Raw genomic sequence first — 17,417 nt, forward strand, 5'->3', positions numbered from 1 at the left:
GCTGTCAAGGGAACCTCTTCGAGGTGCGCAGATGGCGCACCCTTGACAGCTCCTTCAAGAGTGATAGTGGACAGACATGGATGCATTCGCATCCCCTGCACAACTGGTGCCTGGGAAAAAATATTTTACACACAAATTAGGACTTGACTAGACAAATGGACTAATGGATATGAAGGTGGCTGACGATACTGGATTTCTCATAGAAAAATGCTTTATGAAGACTTGTAAGACAAAAGTCACGCTATTTCAACAATTTTTGTCTGCCGTCACGTTCGCTCCTGTCACTTGCGTTTTTGAAAGTAGAACAAAATTCTCAAAAATTGAGAAAATGTTCTACTACTGCCGCCAAAAGCACACAAAAAATGGTACCGATAACAATCAACGTCAATTAAATTAATTAATGTTTCATCGCTTTGCCGATTTATAAAAAACCCATGATTAACGAGATTAACGTAATCAGCAAGGCAAGCATCAAAAGCAGATGGTTGTTCGTAATAGTGTAGGATTGCCAATTATCAAATGCGATAATCGCTCAGAGCAGTGACGAAATAAATTGTGAAGCGGAAGTAAGTTGGTGATCTTCATAATTTTTGAACAACATCGCAGCGTCAAAAAATCTGCAGTTAGGACTAAAAACAACCTCTCCTTTTTTAAGAGGCTGAAAAAACTCTGTCTCAAATTGAAAAACCGGATGATTTGCAATCAATTGCAAATCTGATCCGTTTTTTTGCGTATACGTGACAATCGCCTTACATGATGGAAATAACCCAAAATAGTTTGGCGGCAAATTTGACTGAGAGATCGGCGCGCTGATTTATCAGGCGATGCATTTGTTAAAATCACTGCCGTTTACGGACACATCGATGAAAATGGGTCTTCTGTCCGTAAATTTGAGTGAGATCTTGGATAGATTGGTTGAGCAGTACTGCATTTAAAAGTGCCGGACAAAGTCAGTCGCAACCCGATCGCCTTTGTTCGGCATTTCATCTAATTCAAGTAAGAAACGGGACTTTTTTCAAAGCCTCTCCTAAAGTCTCGATCCATCAATCAGAACGCTTGTTTAAGCATCAAAATAATGATAAGATTGAGATTAATTGATAGTGACAAAGGGATGATTTTAAGATGACAAAAGATTTAACAAAGGAAGATTTGGAAAATTTCCAAAGTGCCTATGAAAAAACTCCGTGTGCCGACGTAATCGCACGGGCGGTTCAGGAAAACGGCGTGACGGCAGCAAGCAAGAATTTTGCTGCTAAAGCCAATCACGATTACGTTTTTTCTGTTGAAGTCGAAACCGGAAAAATTACGAATCAAAAGAAGAGCGGACGCTGTTGGCTGTTTTCAACGCTCAATACGCTTCGTCAGCAGGTGGCAAAAGATTTGAAGGTTAAAGACTTCGAATTTTCTCAAAATTACGATTCCTTTTATGATCGTTTGGAAAAGGCCAATATGTTCTACGAAAAGATGATCAGACTCGCTGAAAGAGACGACGATGATCGCGAATATTTGTTTGAGCTTGAATGGGGCGATGAAGACGGCGGCCAGTTTGCCAATGCAGCGACTTTGATCAACAAGTACGGCCTTGTGCCGAAGAGCGTGATGCCCGAAACGTTCGTCAGCGAAAATACGAGCGAATTGAACGATGTTTTGAACCTTAAAATCAAAAAAGATGCGCTTGAGATCCGCAAGATGAAAAAAGCCGGCAAGACTGAAGAAGAAATGCGTGCTTTCAAGCTTGAGAAGATGAAGGAAGTTTACCGCATGCTGGTTTACGCATTCGGCAAGCCACCGGTTAAGTTCGACTTCGAATATCGTGATGACGACAATCAGTATCACATTGACAGAAATCTGACTCCAAAAGAATTCTTCGACAAGTATGTGCACGTCGATTTCAGCGATTACATCGATTTGACGAATGCGCCTGATCACGAAATGTACAAGCATTACAGTCTTTCAAATCAGGATTATCTTTTTGAAGGCGAGCACGTCACGTACGTCAACGTTCCGATTGAAGAACTCAAAGCTGCCGTTATTGCCCAACTCAAGGGCGGCAAGGCTGTGTGGTTCGGATGCGACGTCTCAAAAGACATGGACAGAGAAAACGGCGTGCTTGACACGGATTTGTTCAAGAAGGGCGAGTTGTTCGATATCGATCTGAACCTCGACAAGGCCGGTCGTCTGGCCACGCGCGTCGGCGAATGCTCGCATGCGATGGCGATTACCGGAGTTGACCTTGTAGACGACAAGCCGGTCAAGTGGAAGGTCGAAAACTCATGGGGCGAAAAGAACGGCAACAAGGGCTACTTCATCATGACGGATGCCTGGTTTGATGCTTACGTCTATCAAGCCGTCGTTTTAAAGCAATTTGCAACCGACAGGCAAAAAGAAATTGCTCAAACGAAGCCAGAGCCGCTTAAGCCGTGGGATTCGTTGGGCTAAAAGATGCTCTTAGCTTAAAATTGGCAACGTTCTTGCTGATTTTAAGCTTTTTTTGCTTTAAAATGCAGAGCTTGAATCGACTTTGCCAATTTAAACGAATTTTGAGCAACGTTGACGACAAGGCATTATTGATTGGCAAAACGAGCAGTTTCTTTTGATATTTGAACAGTTTCTTTCAAGAAAGAGCAGCATGCCTTTTAATTTTAAAGCTTTTGATTTAGCCGCGTCCGGAATAATCGAAAGCAAATTTCAACATTGTCTCGCTCAAACAAAGGCAGCGTGAATTTCAAGACGAGGAATTTCATTGTCGGCTCAGTTTAGGCTATAATGTAGTTACCATTAAATTGAATCGGGGGGATCAAGTTGGGTTTAGGATTTATTTTAGGCAATGCCTCAAAAGATCATCAGCAAAAAGATTTTGAACAGCTTGCCAAGTGGCGAAAAGAAAACCCGAACCGGATGGTTTATTATATTGTTCCGAACCACATCAAATTTGAATCTGAAGTCAATGCGTTAAAGTACATGCGGCAAATTTTTTCTCAAGATGAAAAAATATTTGCGGCGCATGATTTGCAGGTCTTTTCGTTTACGCGTCTGGCTTGGTATTTTATGAAAGATATGCCTGCATATCAGATTCCAAGAATTTCTTCAGCGGGATCAAACATGATTATTTACAGAATTTTGCGTGATTTGAAAGATGAATTGCAGGTTTTTTCCGGTGAAGAGTCACAGCCCGGATTCATTACCCAGCTTGCCAAACAGATGACGGAGCTTCAAAACGGATGCATCATGCCGGAAGACGTCATGCACATGGTCGAAAAGCTTCCGAAAGAATCTTTGGGATCCAAAGCATTATTGAGGTCCAAACTGCATGATCTGGCGCTTGTCTATACACGTTTTATCGAAATGACTTCCGGCCGCTACCTGGCCAATACGGAAATTTTGACCGAACTTACGCAATATCTGGAGAAAATCGACCTTCAAAACAGCTGTTTTTTGATCAGCGGCTTTAACCAAATGACCGCAAGAGAAATGCTGTTGATTGAAAAGCTGATTAAAAATGCAGAAAGCGTCGTCGTCGATCTGGTTTTGAATCATCCTTACGTTGACGAACCGCCAAAGTCAGGCGACTTGTTTTATCGTGCCGGAAATTTGTATTATCAGCTTTGTGTCCATGCTCACAAGTCCAAAAGCCCCGTCATGCTTGATACCTATGCAAAAAAAACAAGGGTTTCGCAAGATTTGTGCAAGCTTGAAGACTACTGGATCGATTCCGTTGCCGGATTCTCGGCAAAAGAAAAAGCAACGTTTGAAAATGATTCGGTCAAAATCTATGGTGCCAAAACGCGGACGGAAGAAATCAGGTTTGCTGCGGCAAAAATTCGCCAAATGGTTGCCGTTGAAGGCTATCGATACAAGGATTTCTTAATTTTAACGAGACACCTGGACTTGTATAAAAACGTGTTGGAACCGATTTTTGCCAAAGCCAAAGTGCCGATTTTCGTTGATTTGCAAAAAAAGGTTTCTGATCATCCCCTGGTCGAACTGCTGAATGCGTTATTTGCGGTCAAGCGACGTCATTATCGCTATAATGACATGATGCGACTGCTTAAGACCGAATTGTTGATTCCAAAAGACTTAAAGGTTGAAACCTATCGCAGGATGCTCGATCAAACCGAAAATCTGATTTTGAAATTCGGCTACGAAGGAAGTGCCTGGCTGAAAGAAAAAGATTGGATCTACTATCGTTTTGGCGAAAGCGACTTTGGAACGAGAACCGATACCGAAGATCGCATTACAAAAGAAGTAAACGTTATCAGGCACTATGTCAAAGAAATTTTGCCGCCGTTTTTCAAGCAGATTGACGAAGCCGAAAACGGGCGAAAAGCCGCAGTTTGCCTGGTAAATTTCCTGGTTGACAACGGAGTCAAAAAAAGACTTGAGGATTGGCGGCAAAATCTGATGGAACAAGGTCTTTTGCAGGAATCGGAACGTCCGGAGCAGGTTTGGAATCTCTTTTGTCAGATGATGGATGAATTTGTCGAAAATCTCGGTGATCTGCCGTTTGAAGAAGAAGATTTCCTGAACCTGCTTCAGACCGGGTTTGATGCTGGCGAATACAGAAGGGTGCCGGCCTCGCTTGACGAAGTGGCGATTTCTGAAACCGGGATGGTTCAGCCGACTGACCGCAAAGTCGTTTTCATGATCGGCTCAACCGATCTGGTCATGCCGGACAGGATTCAAAACAAGTCGCTGCTTTCTGACGGCGATCGCAGTCTGATGCTTGAAAATGCGCTTCTTTCTGAGGACCAGGTGCTTGATGAGACTTCGGAAAAAAGCATGCTGTCGGAACCGTTGCTGAATTATCTGGCATTCCTTTCTCCAACTGAAAAACTGATTTTCACGTATCCTCACGGAAACGATGCGGACGGCGGAATAAAAATGTCGCCTTACGTTGAGCGAATCAAGCAGCATTTTTTGCTCGAAGAGCTTGAAATCTCTGAATTTGACAAACTCAGCACGCCGAAGGGCACGATTGAAGATTTGATTTGCGAAATCAGACGTCATGCCGATGAAAAGAATTCCGTGCCGGCTTTTTGGAAGCAGGTTTATGCGAAGATGAAGACGGTTGACGCCGAAATGACTGAAAAAGTCATGAGCAGCTTGCGCTATCGCAATATTCCGGAACAGCTGACCGCACAAAATGCGCGCAAGCTTTATGGCAAAGAATTGAACACGTCAATTTCAAAACTTGAGACTTTCTACAAAAATCCGTATGAATACTTCTTAAGATACGGATTGGGGCTGATGGAACGCGACGTGTTTGAGATGTCCGCAGCCAGTACGGGGAGCTACTTTCATGCCGTGCTTGACGCGTTTTTCCGGCTTCTTTTTAAAAACAACCTGACGCTAAAGAATTTGTCATCAGAGCAGTTTAACGAGATTTTTGAAGAAACGACCAGTCTGGTTTCGAAGGATCCGCAGTTCATGATTTTAAAAAGCTCCAATCGCATGGGCTTTATCGAGCGGCTTTTGAACGGCACGCTGTCACAAACGCTTTGGGCCGTGCGCAATCAAAGAAACTATGGTCACGTCAGGACGCTCAGAACCGAGGCTTTGTTTGGCCACGTCGGCGTCGAGGAAGGACTCAAAGGGCTTTTGATCAAGACGCCTAAAGGCAATCAGGTCAACGTTCGCGGCAAGATTGACCGAATCGACGAAACGATCGGTGCGGGAGATAAATATTTGGGCGTCATCGATTACAAATCGGGGGCAAGGAAATTCAATTATGCTCAGGCATATTATGGAATCGCGCTGCAGCTTTTGACGTATCTGGATGCGTTGGAACAAAACGCTGAGCTGGTTTTGCCAAACGAACAGTCCAAATTGGCCGGAGCCTTGTACCTTCACCTTCAAAATCCGCGGCTGAAGCCTTCCGAGGTAAAAGCAGATGAGCAAAAAACGCTCATTGCAAGCCACGGATATCAGGGCCTGTTGGTGTCTGATCCTGATTTGTTGAGCACGCTTGACGAAACGGTCGAAGAAAAAAGCTCATCGCTGTTTTTGCCTTTCAAGCGTCTGTCCGGCGGGACCTACCGAACGACCAATTATGCGCAGGAAACTTTGATTGAACCGGATAATCTGGAACTTTTGCTCAAGCATAATCGCAAGATGATCGCCAATGCCTGCGACATGATTTTTGACGGCAGAATTGATCTTTATCCTGCCAAATGGTCTTCAAGCGTTACGGCCTTGCAGTATTCTCCGTTCAAATCGATCATGCAGTTTGATGCAATGCTTCCGGAAAATCGTTATTTCGTGATTCCTTCCGTTGGCGCAACGGAAATTTTGAAATCAATCAAAGAGGGGGATTAAGATGGCTTTTAAATTCACTCAAGGGCAATCGCAAGCGATTCATGAAAGCGGACATGACATTTTGGTTTCGGCTTCTGCCGGTTCCGGGAAAACCAGGGTTTTGGTTGAACGGGTGGTTGACAAGATCAAGCACGGCATCGACGTTGATCGTCTGTTGATTTTGACTTTCACCGAAGCGGCCGCCAGGGAAATGAAGGAACGAATTCAAAAGGCATTGAGGGAAGCTTGCAATCAAACGGAAGATGAGCATCAAAAAGGTTTTTTGATCAATCAGCTCGTTAAGCTCAATACGGCAGACATCAGCACGATCGATGCCTTTTGCCTCAAATTCATTCAAAATTACTACTACAAGGCATCCCTGGATCCGTCTTTTCGACTTTTGACCGATCAGACCGAAAAAAGATTGCTGAGAGAAGACGTCTTAAACGATCTGCTTGAAAAATTATACGGTCAAGATGACGCAGACTTTATCGAACTGGCAGAAAACTTCTCAAACGATCGCAGCGATGACGGCTTAACGGAACTCATCATGAGGGTCTTTGATTTCGCAAACGTCAATCCTGATCCGGAAAATTGGATCAAAATCTTGCCTCAAACGTATCAGATTGGCACGAAGGACTTTACCGAGAGTGCATTTTTCAAGGAAAATCTTTTGCCGATGCTCGTTGAAAAATTGAGGATGCTTGCGATCAACATGGAAAAAGCACGAGTCACGATGCAGGAACAAGACGAAAGTTTTTTTGCAAAGCAGATCGCGCTTTTTGAAGATGAAGGCAACCAGTATGAAAATTATGCGAAAATGCTGGAAGATGGCGCAGACTATGCCACGCTGCAGAAAACTTTTGCTGAAATGAGCTATGCGCGTTTTCCGAGCACGAAAAGAACTGACGATTCGCTGCTTACGGAAACAAAAGCAAACGTCAAGCTGATTCGCGATGAAGCCAAAAAAATCTTTACGGAAAAAATCGTTCCGGAATATTTCGCCGTTTCAAGCACCGATTTGGAACAGGCCTTGAAGCAGGCATACAGGATCGTCAAAAAGCTCAGCGAAGTTGTTTTGAAGTTTGCCGCTGCCTATCAAGCGGAAAAAAGAAGCAGACGGGTGCTTGAATTCAGTGATCTGGAGCACTATACGCTTTCGATTCTGCAAAAAAACGATGACATCAGGCAAGATCTGGAAGAGCGCTATGCGGAAATCATGGTTGACGAATACCAGGATACAAATCAGCTGCAGGAAACGATTTTAACGACGATTGCAAGAAAATCTCCCGGCAACATGTTCATGGTGGGCGACGTCAAACAGTCGATTTATGGTTTCCGTCTGGCCGATCCGGGATTGTTCCTTGAAAAATACAGGCGCTACGCAAATGACGATTCGGATGGGCAACGCATTATTCTGGCGGAAAATTTCCGCTCCGTCAAAAACGTGGCGTCAATTACCAACCTGATTTTCAGTCAGATCATGAGTCGAGAAGTCGGCGAAATGGATTATGACGACAATGCGCAGCTCGTGTACGGTTCGAGCGATTATCCGGAAAAACAACCGACGGCGGAAATTTTGCTGTATTTTGACAAAAGAAACGAAACCGCGGAAAAGACAACCGGAAAGATGCGCTGGGACATGACGTCAGAAGATCACGAGTCGATGGATGCGGACTTCACGATCGAAAGCGCAGCGCAAGGACAAATGCTGGCGACGGCCGAAAAAATCAAGCAGTTGGTTGATTCAGGGTTTGAAATCTATGATCGCAAGCAAAAGAAAATGAGAAAAATCAGCTACGGAGACATCGCCGTGCTGTCCGGAACTCACGGCAATCATTTGATTTTGTCGGAAGAATTCAAACGTTTGGGAATCCCTTACAAGGTCCAAAAATCCGAAAACTATTTTCAGACGACGGAGCTTCGAATCATGCTGGCATTGCTCAACGTGATCGACAATCCGCGCCAGGACATTCCGCTTGTTGCCGTGCTTCGCTCACCGATCGTCGGGCTGAATGAAAATGAGCTGGCGCTTCTTCGAATCAATGACCGCTCAGGCGACTATTACCAGGCATTATTGAAATTTTACGAAGAATCTCCCGGTCAAAACCAGGAATTGCATGATAAAGTCAAAAAGTTCATGGAAATGCTTGAAAGATTCCGAACTTTGGCTCGTCAAAACGAGCTGTCGACTTTGATCTGGAAAATTTACGATGAGACGCATTTTTTGGAATACGTTTCCGGAATGCCCGGGGGAAGCCAGCGCGCGGCCAATCTTCATGCGTTGTACGAGCGTGCTGCAGCATACGAAAAGACGAGTTTCAAAGGACTGTTTCAGTTCATTCGCTTCATCAACAAGATGCAGGATCAAAACGAAGATCTGGCGTCCGCGTTAAACGAAGCAAGTGATGACGTCGTCAGCGTCATGACGATTCACGGCAGCAAGGGCCTGGAGTTTCCGGTGGTCTTTTTGGTTGATGCGACAAAGCGTTTCAACACTGACAGTCTGAAAGGAAAGTATCTGCTGAATGAAAAGGACGGCGTGTCGATCACGTGCCTCAATCGCAAAACGCGTGTCGAAACCGTCACTCCGATGCAGTCGTACGCAAAGGAAAAAACGGCAAGAAAGCTTTGCGCAGAGCAGATGCGCCTGCTTTACGTCGCTTTGACGCGTGCCGAACAAAAACTCTTCATCGTGGCCGGATACAAAGACGAAGATGATGCCTTGAGCAAGTGGAAACAGGCAAAAAAAAGCGAGGATCTGCTTTTGAGTGCTGACGTGCGCGAAAATGCCGTTTGCTTTATGGACTGGATCGGTGCTGCCCTTTATCGCGAACGGAATTTTTGCAAGAGGTTCGATTGTGATGATGACGTCAGACCGTGTCATTATCTTGACAAATTCAGTGCCGAGTATGAATTTGAAAAAATCAGCTTCGATGATCTGTCGAAAAATGCCGACAATCAGCCGCTTGATTTAAGTAAATGGCTGAAAGATCAGGCTAAAGAAGAATTGGATGCAGATGATGCCGACTTCATCAACAAAGTGCTGACGTATCGCTATGAGCATGAGGGTCTTGTCAAAACTGCGGCATACCAGTCGGTTTCTGAAATCAAATCGGCATTTGCGGATCCTGACGAAAAGGTGATGAGCAAGCTTGACCCAAGCGAAAATGAAAAGGAAAAGGCCAATCGATTCGTTTCAAAGATGGAACTGCCAAAATTCATGGTGCATGAAGAAAAAATCAGCGGCGCAGCGATCGGGTCTGCCGTTCACTTGGTGATGGAAAAACTGGATCTGACAAAAAAGCCGAGCGAATCTTCAGTCAAAGAAGAAGTTTCCGAATTGGTCGAGGACGGAATTTTGAATGAGGAGGTCGCAAAGAGAATCCGAATCAGCGATATCTGCCGCTTTTTTGAAACCGATCTGGGCAAGACGATTCTTGAAAAACATGAATTCGTCAAAAGAGAAGTTCCGTTTTCCTTGCTGATTCCTGCAAATGAGATTTTTGTCGGCTTGAGCGAATCGGACCCGGTGCTTGTGCACGGAATCATCGACGGCTATGTCGATGACGGGAAGAAGGTCATCTTGTTTGACTACAAGACGGATCATGCTGCTGAAGAAAACGTTCCCGAAGTCAAAAAACGCTATGCTGGACAAATTGAGCTTTATTCAATGGCGTTAAAGAGCATCTTGAACAAGCCTGTTGATGAAAAATATCTGTATTTGATGCAATTGGGCAAAGCAGTGGACTTGTAAAGAGGTGAAGAAATGAAAAAACTTAAAATTACGGGCGCAGTCATCTTGCTTCTGGCAGGTCTCGTGATGATTTTTAATGAGCAGATCAAGTGCTTAATCGTTGACTGGATGACGAATTCATCGCTTAAACAGCCCGTAAAAGATGATGATTCAAAAGGAAACTTTGATTTCGAAAAGGTAAGGGCCGTTGACAACAAAATGGTTGCCAAGGCGGCTTTTTCAAAAAATCATGATGCGATCGGCAAGTTGTCAGTTCCAAGTGTCAAGGTCAAGCTCCCGATTTTCAAGGGATTAGACAACTATAACCTTGTTCGCGGTGCCGGAACCATGAAGGAAACCGAGCGGATGGGAATCGGTAATTATGCTTTGGCGGGTCATCACATGAAAGACGGTTCGCTTTTGTTCGGGCCATTGGAAAACGTGAAGAAAGGCGACAAGATTTATTTGGCCGACAAGCATCACGTCTACGTTTACGAAACGACGCTGAAGACCGTCGTTGACAAGCATGATACCAATTATATCGACGACGTTCAGGGGCAAAAACTCGTCACGCTGATTACCTGTGCTTCCGGGATGACCGGTGAAAGCAGGCGCGTCATCGTTCAGGGCGAGCTGCTTTTCAAAAAGTCGGCAAACAAGAAAAATCTCAAAGTTTTCAATAAATAGAATTTTTTGGGGAGGCTGGGAAAAATCTTCCTCAAATTGAAAAACCGGATGGTTTGCCATCAATTGCAAATCTGATCCGGTTTTTTTGCGTATGCATGACGATTCTCATGCTTATGATCGAAACAAGCAAAAATAGTTTGGAGGTAAATTTGACTGAGAGCCTGGTGCGCTGATTTATCAGGGCTGCATTTGGCAAAAGCTCTGCCGTTTATATGGACACAGCGATGAAAATTGAGCCTTTGTCGTGAACGGCCTGTTCGAAAAATGGCGATTACGGACAAAATGGATAAAAATGGCCGTTTGTCCGTAAAATTTCAGCTCGCGCAGCCTCGGAAGCAGAACAAAATCACTAAAATTTGAAAAAATGTTCTACCGCCGACTCCAAATCCGGCTCGCGCGGCTCCGAAAGTAGAACAAAATCTCCAAAATTTGGAAAAATAGTCTACCTCCCGGTCCAAAATGGGAGCGTGCGGCCCTGAAAGCAGACCAAACTGCTGACCGGAGCATCGTTGCTTTATATTTCGGAATATAACAAAATCTTTGCTGCCAGTCAAAACTGCATTTTTCGAAAATTCCGCGAAGAGGGCGAAAGAGCAGATTGACGGTTGTTGGAAAATGCTTTATACTAAAATTGTTTTCATGATCATTAGATGAAAGAAAATAATTTTCACAACGGAAGCGAGGTTTCGACATGCTGCAGGAAGCAATGAAGATGATCAAGCCTGAGATGACCGTGAGTTTTGGAGGTGGCAGCACGGTTGTCAGGCTTGCAAAATACTTGTGCGATGAAGATGAAACTTTAAGGAAAACGCTGAAGGTAACGACTCCTTCGCTTGAAACGATGGAAATTTTGAATAAGCTGAACTACCAGATCGTGGCGTTGGACGATGTTGAAAAAATTGACGTGGCGTTTGACGGTTGCGACTATGCGACGCAAAATTTGAATGCCCAAAAGTGCATGGGCGGCATCCACGTTGATGAAAAGAAGGCGGCCAAAAAAGCCTCGCGGTACGTCTTGCTGACAAAGACTGAGCGTATCGGAAAAACGTACAATGCCAAACTGCCGATTTGTGCAGAAGTTGAACAAGACAAGGCGGATCTTTTTTTGAAAATGGCAGATCAAGCGGGTTTTGAGGCTAAAAACCGTCCTGGAATCAAGACGAGTCGCGGCAATCTGTTGTTTGATCTGCATAATGAAAAATGCACTCAAGCAGACGCCGAAGATGTTGAAACATGGCCGGGAGTTGTTGGCACGTCATCTTTTTTTGATTTGTGCACGGACGTGATTTATGAGGAAAAAGGCAAAACGATTCACTTAAGAAAGGAAGATCTCAAATGACAAAATATAATTGGGGAATTATCGGAACCGGCTGGATTGCGCACGACATGGCAGATGCCTTGAATAAGATAAATGGCGAAATTTATGCGGCTGCCAATCCGAATGAGGCGCATTTGACGGAATTTGTCAAAGAAAAAAACGTCAAGCATGCCTACGTCAATCCTTACGACATGATTGCAGACGAAAACATCGACATCATCTACGTGGCATCGCCCAACAACACGCATTACGAATTCGTCAAGAAAGCGCTTGAAGCGGGCAAGAACGTTTTTTGCGAAAAATCGCTGACGGTCAACGCTAAAGAATTTGATGAACTGGAATCAGTGGCAAAAGAAAAAGGCGTCATCCTGACGGAAGGATTTACGCTTTATCACATGCCGATTTATGACAAAGTCAAAGAATTGATCAGTTCGGGAAAACTTGGCGAGATCAAGCTCGTTCAAGTCAACTTCGGAAGCCTGAAGGATCCCGATCCGACCAAGCGCTATTTTTCAAAAGAGCTTGCCGGTGGGGCGTTGCTTGACATTGGTTGTTACGCAACTGCATTTGCCAGAATGTTCCTTGATGAACAGCCGAATTCGATTACGACGTCCGTCAAATTTTATGAAACGGGCGTTGATGAGCAGTCGGGCATTATTTTGAAAACCCCGTCTGAGCAGATGGTCGTCATGGCGCTGTCGTTTCGGGCCAAGCAGCCGAAGCGCGGCGTGATTTCCGGCACGAAAGGATATGTTGAAATTTCGAACTATCCGCGTGCGGAAGAGGCAATCGTCACCTACACGGAGGATGCGCACACGCAGACTTCTGAAACGATTGCTGCAGGAGATACGAAGCAGGCGCTTGAATATGAGATTTTGGACATGCAGCGTTACGTTGAACAGGGAAACGATGAAGGACGTCTCGGCTGGAGTCGAGACGTGGCCCATATTTTGGACGGGGTTCGCAGTTCATGGGGAATGAGATTTCCGTTTGAGAAATAAGGTGTCGTGATGACGATTGTCGATAAAATTTACGATAAGCAGCCAGAGTTGTCCACATGTGATCAAAAAATTGCGCACGTGATTTTGAAAAATCCAATCGAGGTTGTGGATAAGACGATTTCTGAATTGGCGGAAGAAGCGGGTGTCAGTTTGGCCTCAATTTCGCGCTTTTGCAAGACGCTTGGGTTGGCGGGATTCCACCAGCTGAAAATTGAGCTGGCGAGGGTCAGTGAGGAAAATACGACGCAGGCTGTGGAAAAGGAAAACTTTGGCGGTCAGTTGAGTGAATTTGTCAAAGACAAGGAAATTGAGCTTGAAAAGACTTTTTCACAGATTTCACAAGAAACATGTGAAAAAATTTGTGGAAAACTGCTGCATGCTCGGGCGATTCAGGTGATTGCAGAGGGAAATACCTATGCCAACGCCGAAGATGCCGTGTATAAATTCAGTCAGATCGGCCTCTTCGCTTTTAGTTCAGCGTCGTGGGAGACGGCATTGGCACAGACGATGAACCTGCAAAAAGAAGACGTACTGCTTGTTTTCAGCAATTCCGGCGAAGCGAAAAGCCTGCTGGTTCAGATTGACGAGGCCAAAAAGAGGGGGATAACGGTGATTTCGCTCACCAACCATGAGAATTCGCCGATTGCGCAAAAGTCAGATCTCCACTGGCGTACCGTTGCCCGGCCGAAAGTTTTAATGTCCGAGTACTATTATTCGCGGCTTGCGCTTGTTTCCGCAATTGAGGCGATGTTTATTCTGATTTTGAAAAAAGAGCCAAAAAGACTTGAACGAATCAAGTTTCATGAATTGCTGATGGCGGATAAGAAGATTTAAAAAAACGACCAGGGTTTCCGATTTTAGGATCCTTGGTCGTTTTCAGTTCATTTTGAGATTGCAAAATTTTTGGGGGTTACGGGCAAAACGACGATTTTTTAGATTTGCCCGTAAAATCCAGTCATCAGTTACGGGCAAAATGGTGATTTCTGAGATTTGCCCGTAAAATGCAGTCACCTGTTACGGGCAAAACGACGATTTTTGAGATTTGCCCGTAAAATGCAGTCATCCGTTACGGGCAAAATGGTGATTTCTGAGATTTGCCCGTAAAATGCAGTCACCTGTTACGGGCAAATCCTCGTTTTTTGAAATATGCCCTTAAAAATCATTTGCTTCCTTCATCAGAGTTGACCGACATTTTTTGTCGCGTGAATAATTTAACCGTTTCGACGATGACAATCATCAAAACTCCGGCCATCAAAACGATGCTCCACTGCATCCATGAAAGAGAAGAGACGTGGAAAATCGAGTTCAATCCCGGAATAAAAATCGTTGAAGCAAGCAAAACTGCCGAAACGAGGACGGCGAGATTGAAAAATTTATTTTCGAACGTTTTCTTGGTAAAAATCGTTTCGTGAATCGATTTTGAATTGAACGCATGGAACAGCTGAATCATCCCAAGCGTCGCATAAGCCATCGTCAACGCATCGGCATGAATTGCGACGGAACCTGAATGGACCGGGAACGTGACGGCCCAAAGGTAGACGCCAAGCGTCAGCAGGCCTTCAAGAAGTCCCTGGTAGATAATGGCGAATCCAACGCCGTTTGACAAAAAGTTTGATTTTGATCCGCGTGGTTTTTGAGTCATGATGTTTTTTTCAGACTTTTCAATGCCAAGGGCGATTGCCGGAAAAGTATCGGTCACGAGATTGATCCAAAGAATTTGGACCGGCGCAAAAATCGACCAGTTGAGCATCGTCATCATAAACAGCGTCAGCACTTCGCCCAGATTGGCAGACAAAAGGTACTGAACGGCTTTTTGAATGTTGGCAAAAACTTTGCGACCTTCTTTGACAGCGACGATGATGGTTGCAAAATTGTCATCCGCAAGAACGATGTCTGCCACATTTTTGGAAGCCTCTGTTCCGGTGATGCCCATGCCGACGCCGATATCTGCCTGTTTCAATGCTGGTGCGTCATTGACGCCGTCGCCCGTCATGGCTACGATTTTTCCACGTGCCTGCCAAGCTTTGACGATTCGGACTTTGTGTTCCGGGGCAACGCGGGCGTAAACCGAGTACTTTTCAATGTTTTTTTGCAACTCTGAATCGCTCAATTCGTCAAGTTCGCTTCCGGTAATCACGCCGTTCAAGTCGCTTTCTGCGATAATTCCGAGCCTGATTGCGATTGCTCTTGCCGTCTCCTTGTGATCACCGGTAATCATGATTGTTTTGATGCCGGCATTTTTGGCTTCAAACACTGCATTTTCGACTTCGGGACGCTGCGGATCGATCATTCCGGTCATTCCGGTAAAAATCAGGTCTTTTTCATAGTTCTCAGACGTCAGTTCGTCAAGTTCGTCAAGCGGTCTATAGGCGTATCCGAGGACGCGCAGTGCCTGAAAGGCCAGTTGTTTGTTCATTTCAAGAATTTGCTGCTTGTCGCTTGCGTTAATCGGGCGAACGTCCCCGTTTTCTTCAATTTTGGTGACGCGTTTGAGCAATTCGTCAACAGCGCCTTTGGTGAAAAGAATTTTTTGCCCTTTGTGTTCAACAACTGCCGACATCAGTTTTCGGTTTGAGTCAAAAGGAAGCGATGCAAGACGCGGATAGTCATGCTGAACCGTTTGGATTTTTGCTGAAGCTCCGTTTTCAACAAAGAAATCAAGGAGCGCCGTTTCGGTTGGATCACCGATCGGTCCGTTTTCAGATTCTTTGGCATCGTTTGCAAGAATCATGGCTAACTGAAGGTTGGGGGCATTTTTTTTGTCAAAATCCAGAGCCTTTTGCAGCGTCTGATCTGCATAGAATTGTTCAACTCTCATCTTGTTTTGAGTCAGTGTGCCCGTTTTGTCTGAGCAGATGATTTCACAAGTTCCAAGCGTTTCAACGGCCGGAAGCTTTCTGACGAGGGCATTTTTCCTGGACATTGCCTGCGTTCCGAGCGCAAGCGTAATGGTGACGATTGCTGGAAGACCTTCGGGAATTGCGGCAACGGCCAGAGAAATTGATGTCAAAAGCATGTCGAGGATTGATTCTCGTTTCGTCAAAGCACCGAAAACAAAGATGACGACTGCGATAATCAAGATCAAAACGGTTAAAACCTTGCTCAGGTGGGCGATGTTTTTTTGAAGCGGAGTGACTGAATCTTCCGCAGAATCAAGCATTTTGGCGACGTGTCCGACCTCAGTTCTCATGCCGGTTGCGACCACGACCGCTTCTGCAGTTCCGTTGGCGATGACAGTATTCATGAAAAGCATGTTGCTTCGTTCTCCAAGCGGCGGATTTTCGTCAGTCAAGGGACGAATGTCCTTTGAAACGGGAACTGATTCGCCAGTCAGGGCTGCTTCTTCTGCTCTGAGCGCATTTTGTGAGATGATTCTGGCATCGGCAGGAACGATATCGCCTGCTTCAAGCAAGATAATGTCTCCGGAAACGAGTTCCGTGCTTTTGATCTGTGAAATAATGCCGTCTCTTTTCACCCTTGAAAACGGCGTGGTCATTTCCTTGAGCGAATCGATTGCGTTTTCGGCTTTTGTTTCCTGAAAGACGCCAAAAACGGCGTTCAGGAACACGACGATAAAAATGATGATGGAATCTGAAACCTCGCCTGCCAGCATGGAAATCAGCGCCGCAATCATCAAGATGATGATCATCAGGTCTTTGAACTGTGCAACAAATTTTTCAAGCAGTGTGGAATGCTTTTTCGCTTCCAAAACGTTTGCTCCATCTTTTTCTCGTCTTGTCAAAATTTCCTTGCTGCTTAGACCATTTGTGGACGAATGAAGCTTGCGGAGCGTTTCTTCGACCGTCAAACTAAAGAATTTTGTTTCCATGTAAAAGCCCCCTTTTTGTAAATTTGTGATTTACTTAACAAAAGCATTGTATCACGGAAACAAGGATAATTTCAAAAGATAAACGTTGCGATGGAATCATTATAATTGTTGCTTGATTCATTGAAAATGCAGAGCTAAAAAAGAAATTGCAAAAATATGTCCAAAAAAATGTTACAAATTTATGAAATTTGACTGTAAACCGTTTTCTTTTGGTTATGCCCGTATAATGGTGTAAATTGATAAAAAAAGAGAGCCAAGTGCTCGTCTCCCAGGTATAATTAAATCACCTAACAAAATAATACTAGGAGGACAAACAAATGGCTCAATTAAATATTACCTTAAATCAAGAGGAAATTCTACAACTTCTTTCAAAGGATCACGATCAGGCATTTCGCGAACTGCTGCGTAAAAGTCTCAATAGTATTCTGATGGCGGAATCCACTGCTCAACTCAAGGCTGAGCCTTACGAACGGTCAGAAGAACGCACGGACAGCCGCAACGGCACTCGAGAACGCGAGCTCAAGACACGGATAGGCAAAATCACCTTAACCG

9 protein-coding genes are annotated in these 17,417 nt (G+C 44.7%); 8 read left to right on the top strand and 1 reads right to left on the bottom strand.

Features of this window, described 5'->3' with window-relative positions; translation table 11 throughout:
• Positions 1–1,122: 1,122 nt before the first annotated feature.
• The 7 genes from BMZ95_RS09395 to BMZ95_RS09425 all read left to right on the top strand — a co-directional run bounded on the left by BMZ95_RS09395 (position 1,123) and on the right by BMZ95_RS09425 (position 13,870).
• Complete coding sequence (locus tag BMZ95_RS09395) at positions 1,123–2,439, top strand: C1 family peptidase (protein WP_046922392.1); 1,317 nt, start codon at positions 1,123–1,125, stop codon at positions 2,437–2,439.
• Positions 2,440–2,802: 363 nt separating this feature from the next.
• Positions 2,803–6,315: a PD-(D/E)XK nuclease family protein gene (locus BMZ95_RS09400; RefSeq protein WP_046922393.1), complete on the top strand. Its 3,513-nt coding sequence runs from the start codon at positions 2,803–2,805 to the stop codon at positions 6,313–6,315.
• Between the two features lies 1 nt (position 6,316).
• Positions 6,317–10,051 carry a helicase-exonuclease AddAB subunit AddA gene (addA, locus tag BMZ95_RS09405; protein ID WP_046922394.1) on the top strand — a complete coding sequence of 1,245 codons (3,735 nt, stop codon included), beginning with the start codon at positions 6,317–6,319 and terminating at the stop codon, positions 10,049–10,051.
• 12 nt (positions 10,052–10,063) lie between these two features.
• Positions 10,064–10,717 (top strand): class A sortase, encoded by a 654-nt coding sequence (locus BMZ95_RS09410; protein ID WP_046922395.1) that lies wholly within the window; start codon positions 10,064–10,066, stop codon positions 10,715–10,717.
• A 691-nt stretch (positions 10,718–11,408) separates the two neighbouring features.
• Positions 11,409–12,056, top strand: a complete 648-nt coding sequence (locus BMZ95_RS09415) for a ribose-5-phosphate isomerase A (RefSeq protein WP_046922396.1) — start codon at positions 11,409–11,411, stop codon at positions 12,054–12,056.
• The gene (locus tag BMZ95_RS09420; protein ID WP_046922397.1) at positions 12,053–13,036 is read left to right on the top strand and encodes a Gfo/Idh/MocA family protein; all 984 of its coding nucleotides are present in this window, start codon (positions 12,053–12,055) and stop codon (positions 13,034–13,036) included. Before BMZ95_RS09415 ends, BMZ95_RS09420 begins: the two co-directional genes overlap by 4 nt.
• A 9-nt stretch (positions 13,037–13,045) precedes the next feature.
• The gene (locus BMZ95_RS09425) at positions 13,046–13,870 is read left to right on the top strand and encodes a MurR/RpiR family transcriptional regulator (RefSeq protein WP_003691954.1); all 825 of its coding nucleotides are present in this window, start codon (positions 13,046–13,048) and stop codon (positions 13,868–13,870) included.
• 325 nt (positions 13,871–14,195) lie between these two features.
• Here BMZ95_RS09425 and BMZ95_RS09435 read toward each other — a convergent pair whose 3' ends face one another.
• Positions 14,196–16,865, bottom strand: a complete 2,670-nt coding sequence (locus tag BMZ95_RS09435; RefSeq protein WP_046922398.1) for a cation-translocating P-type ATPase — start codon at positions 16,863–16,865, stop codon at positions 14,196–14,198.
• A gap of 317 nt (positions 16,866–17,182) precedes the next feature.
• Between BMZ95_RS09435 and BMZ95_RS09440 the strand changes: the two genes are divergently transcribed.
• Positions 17,183–17,417, top strand: a 235-nt coding sequence (locus tag BMZ95_RS09440; protein ID WP_191981830.1) for a transposase, incomplete at its 3' end; no start/stop codon positions are given.

This window comes from Ligilactobacillus ruminis DSM 20403 = NBRC 102161 (assembly GCF_900113455.1).
Taxonomy (GTDB): Bacteria; Bacillota; Bacilli; order Lactobacillales; family Lactobacillaceae; genus Ligilactobacillus; species Ligilactobacillus ruminis.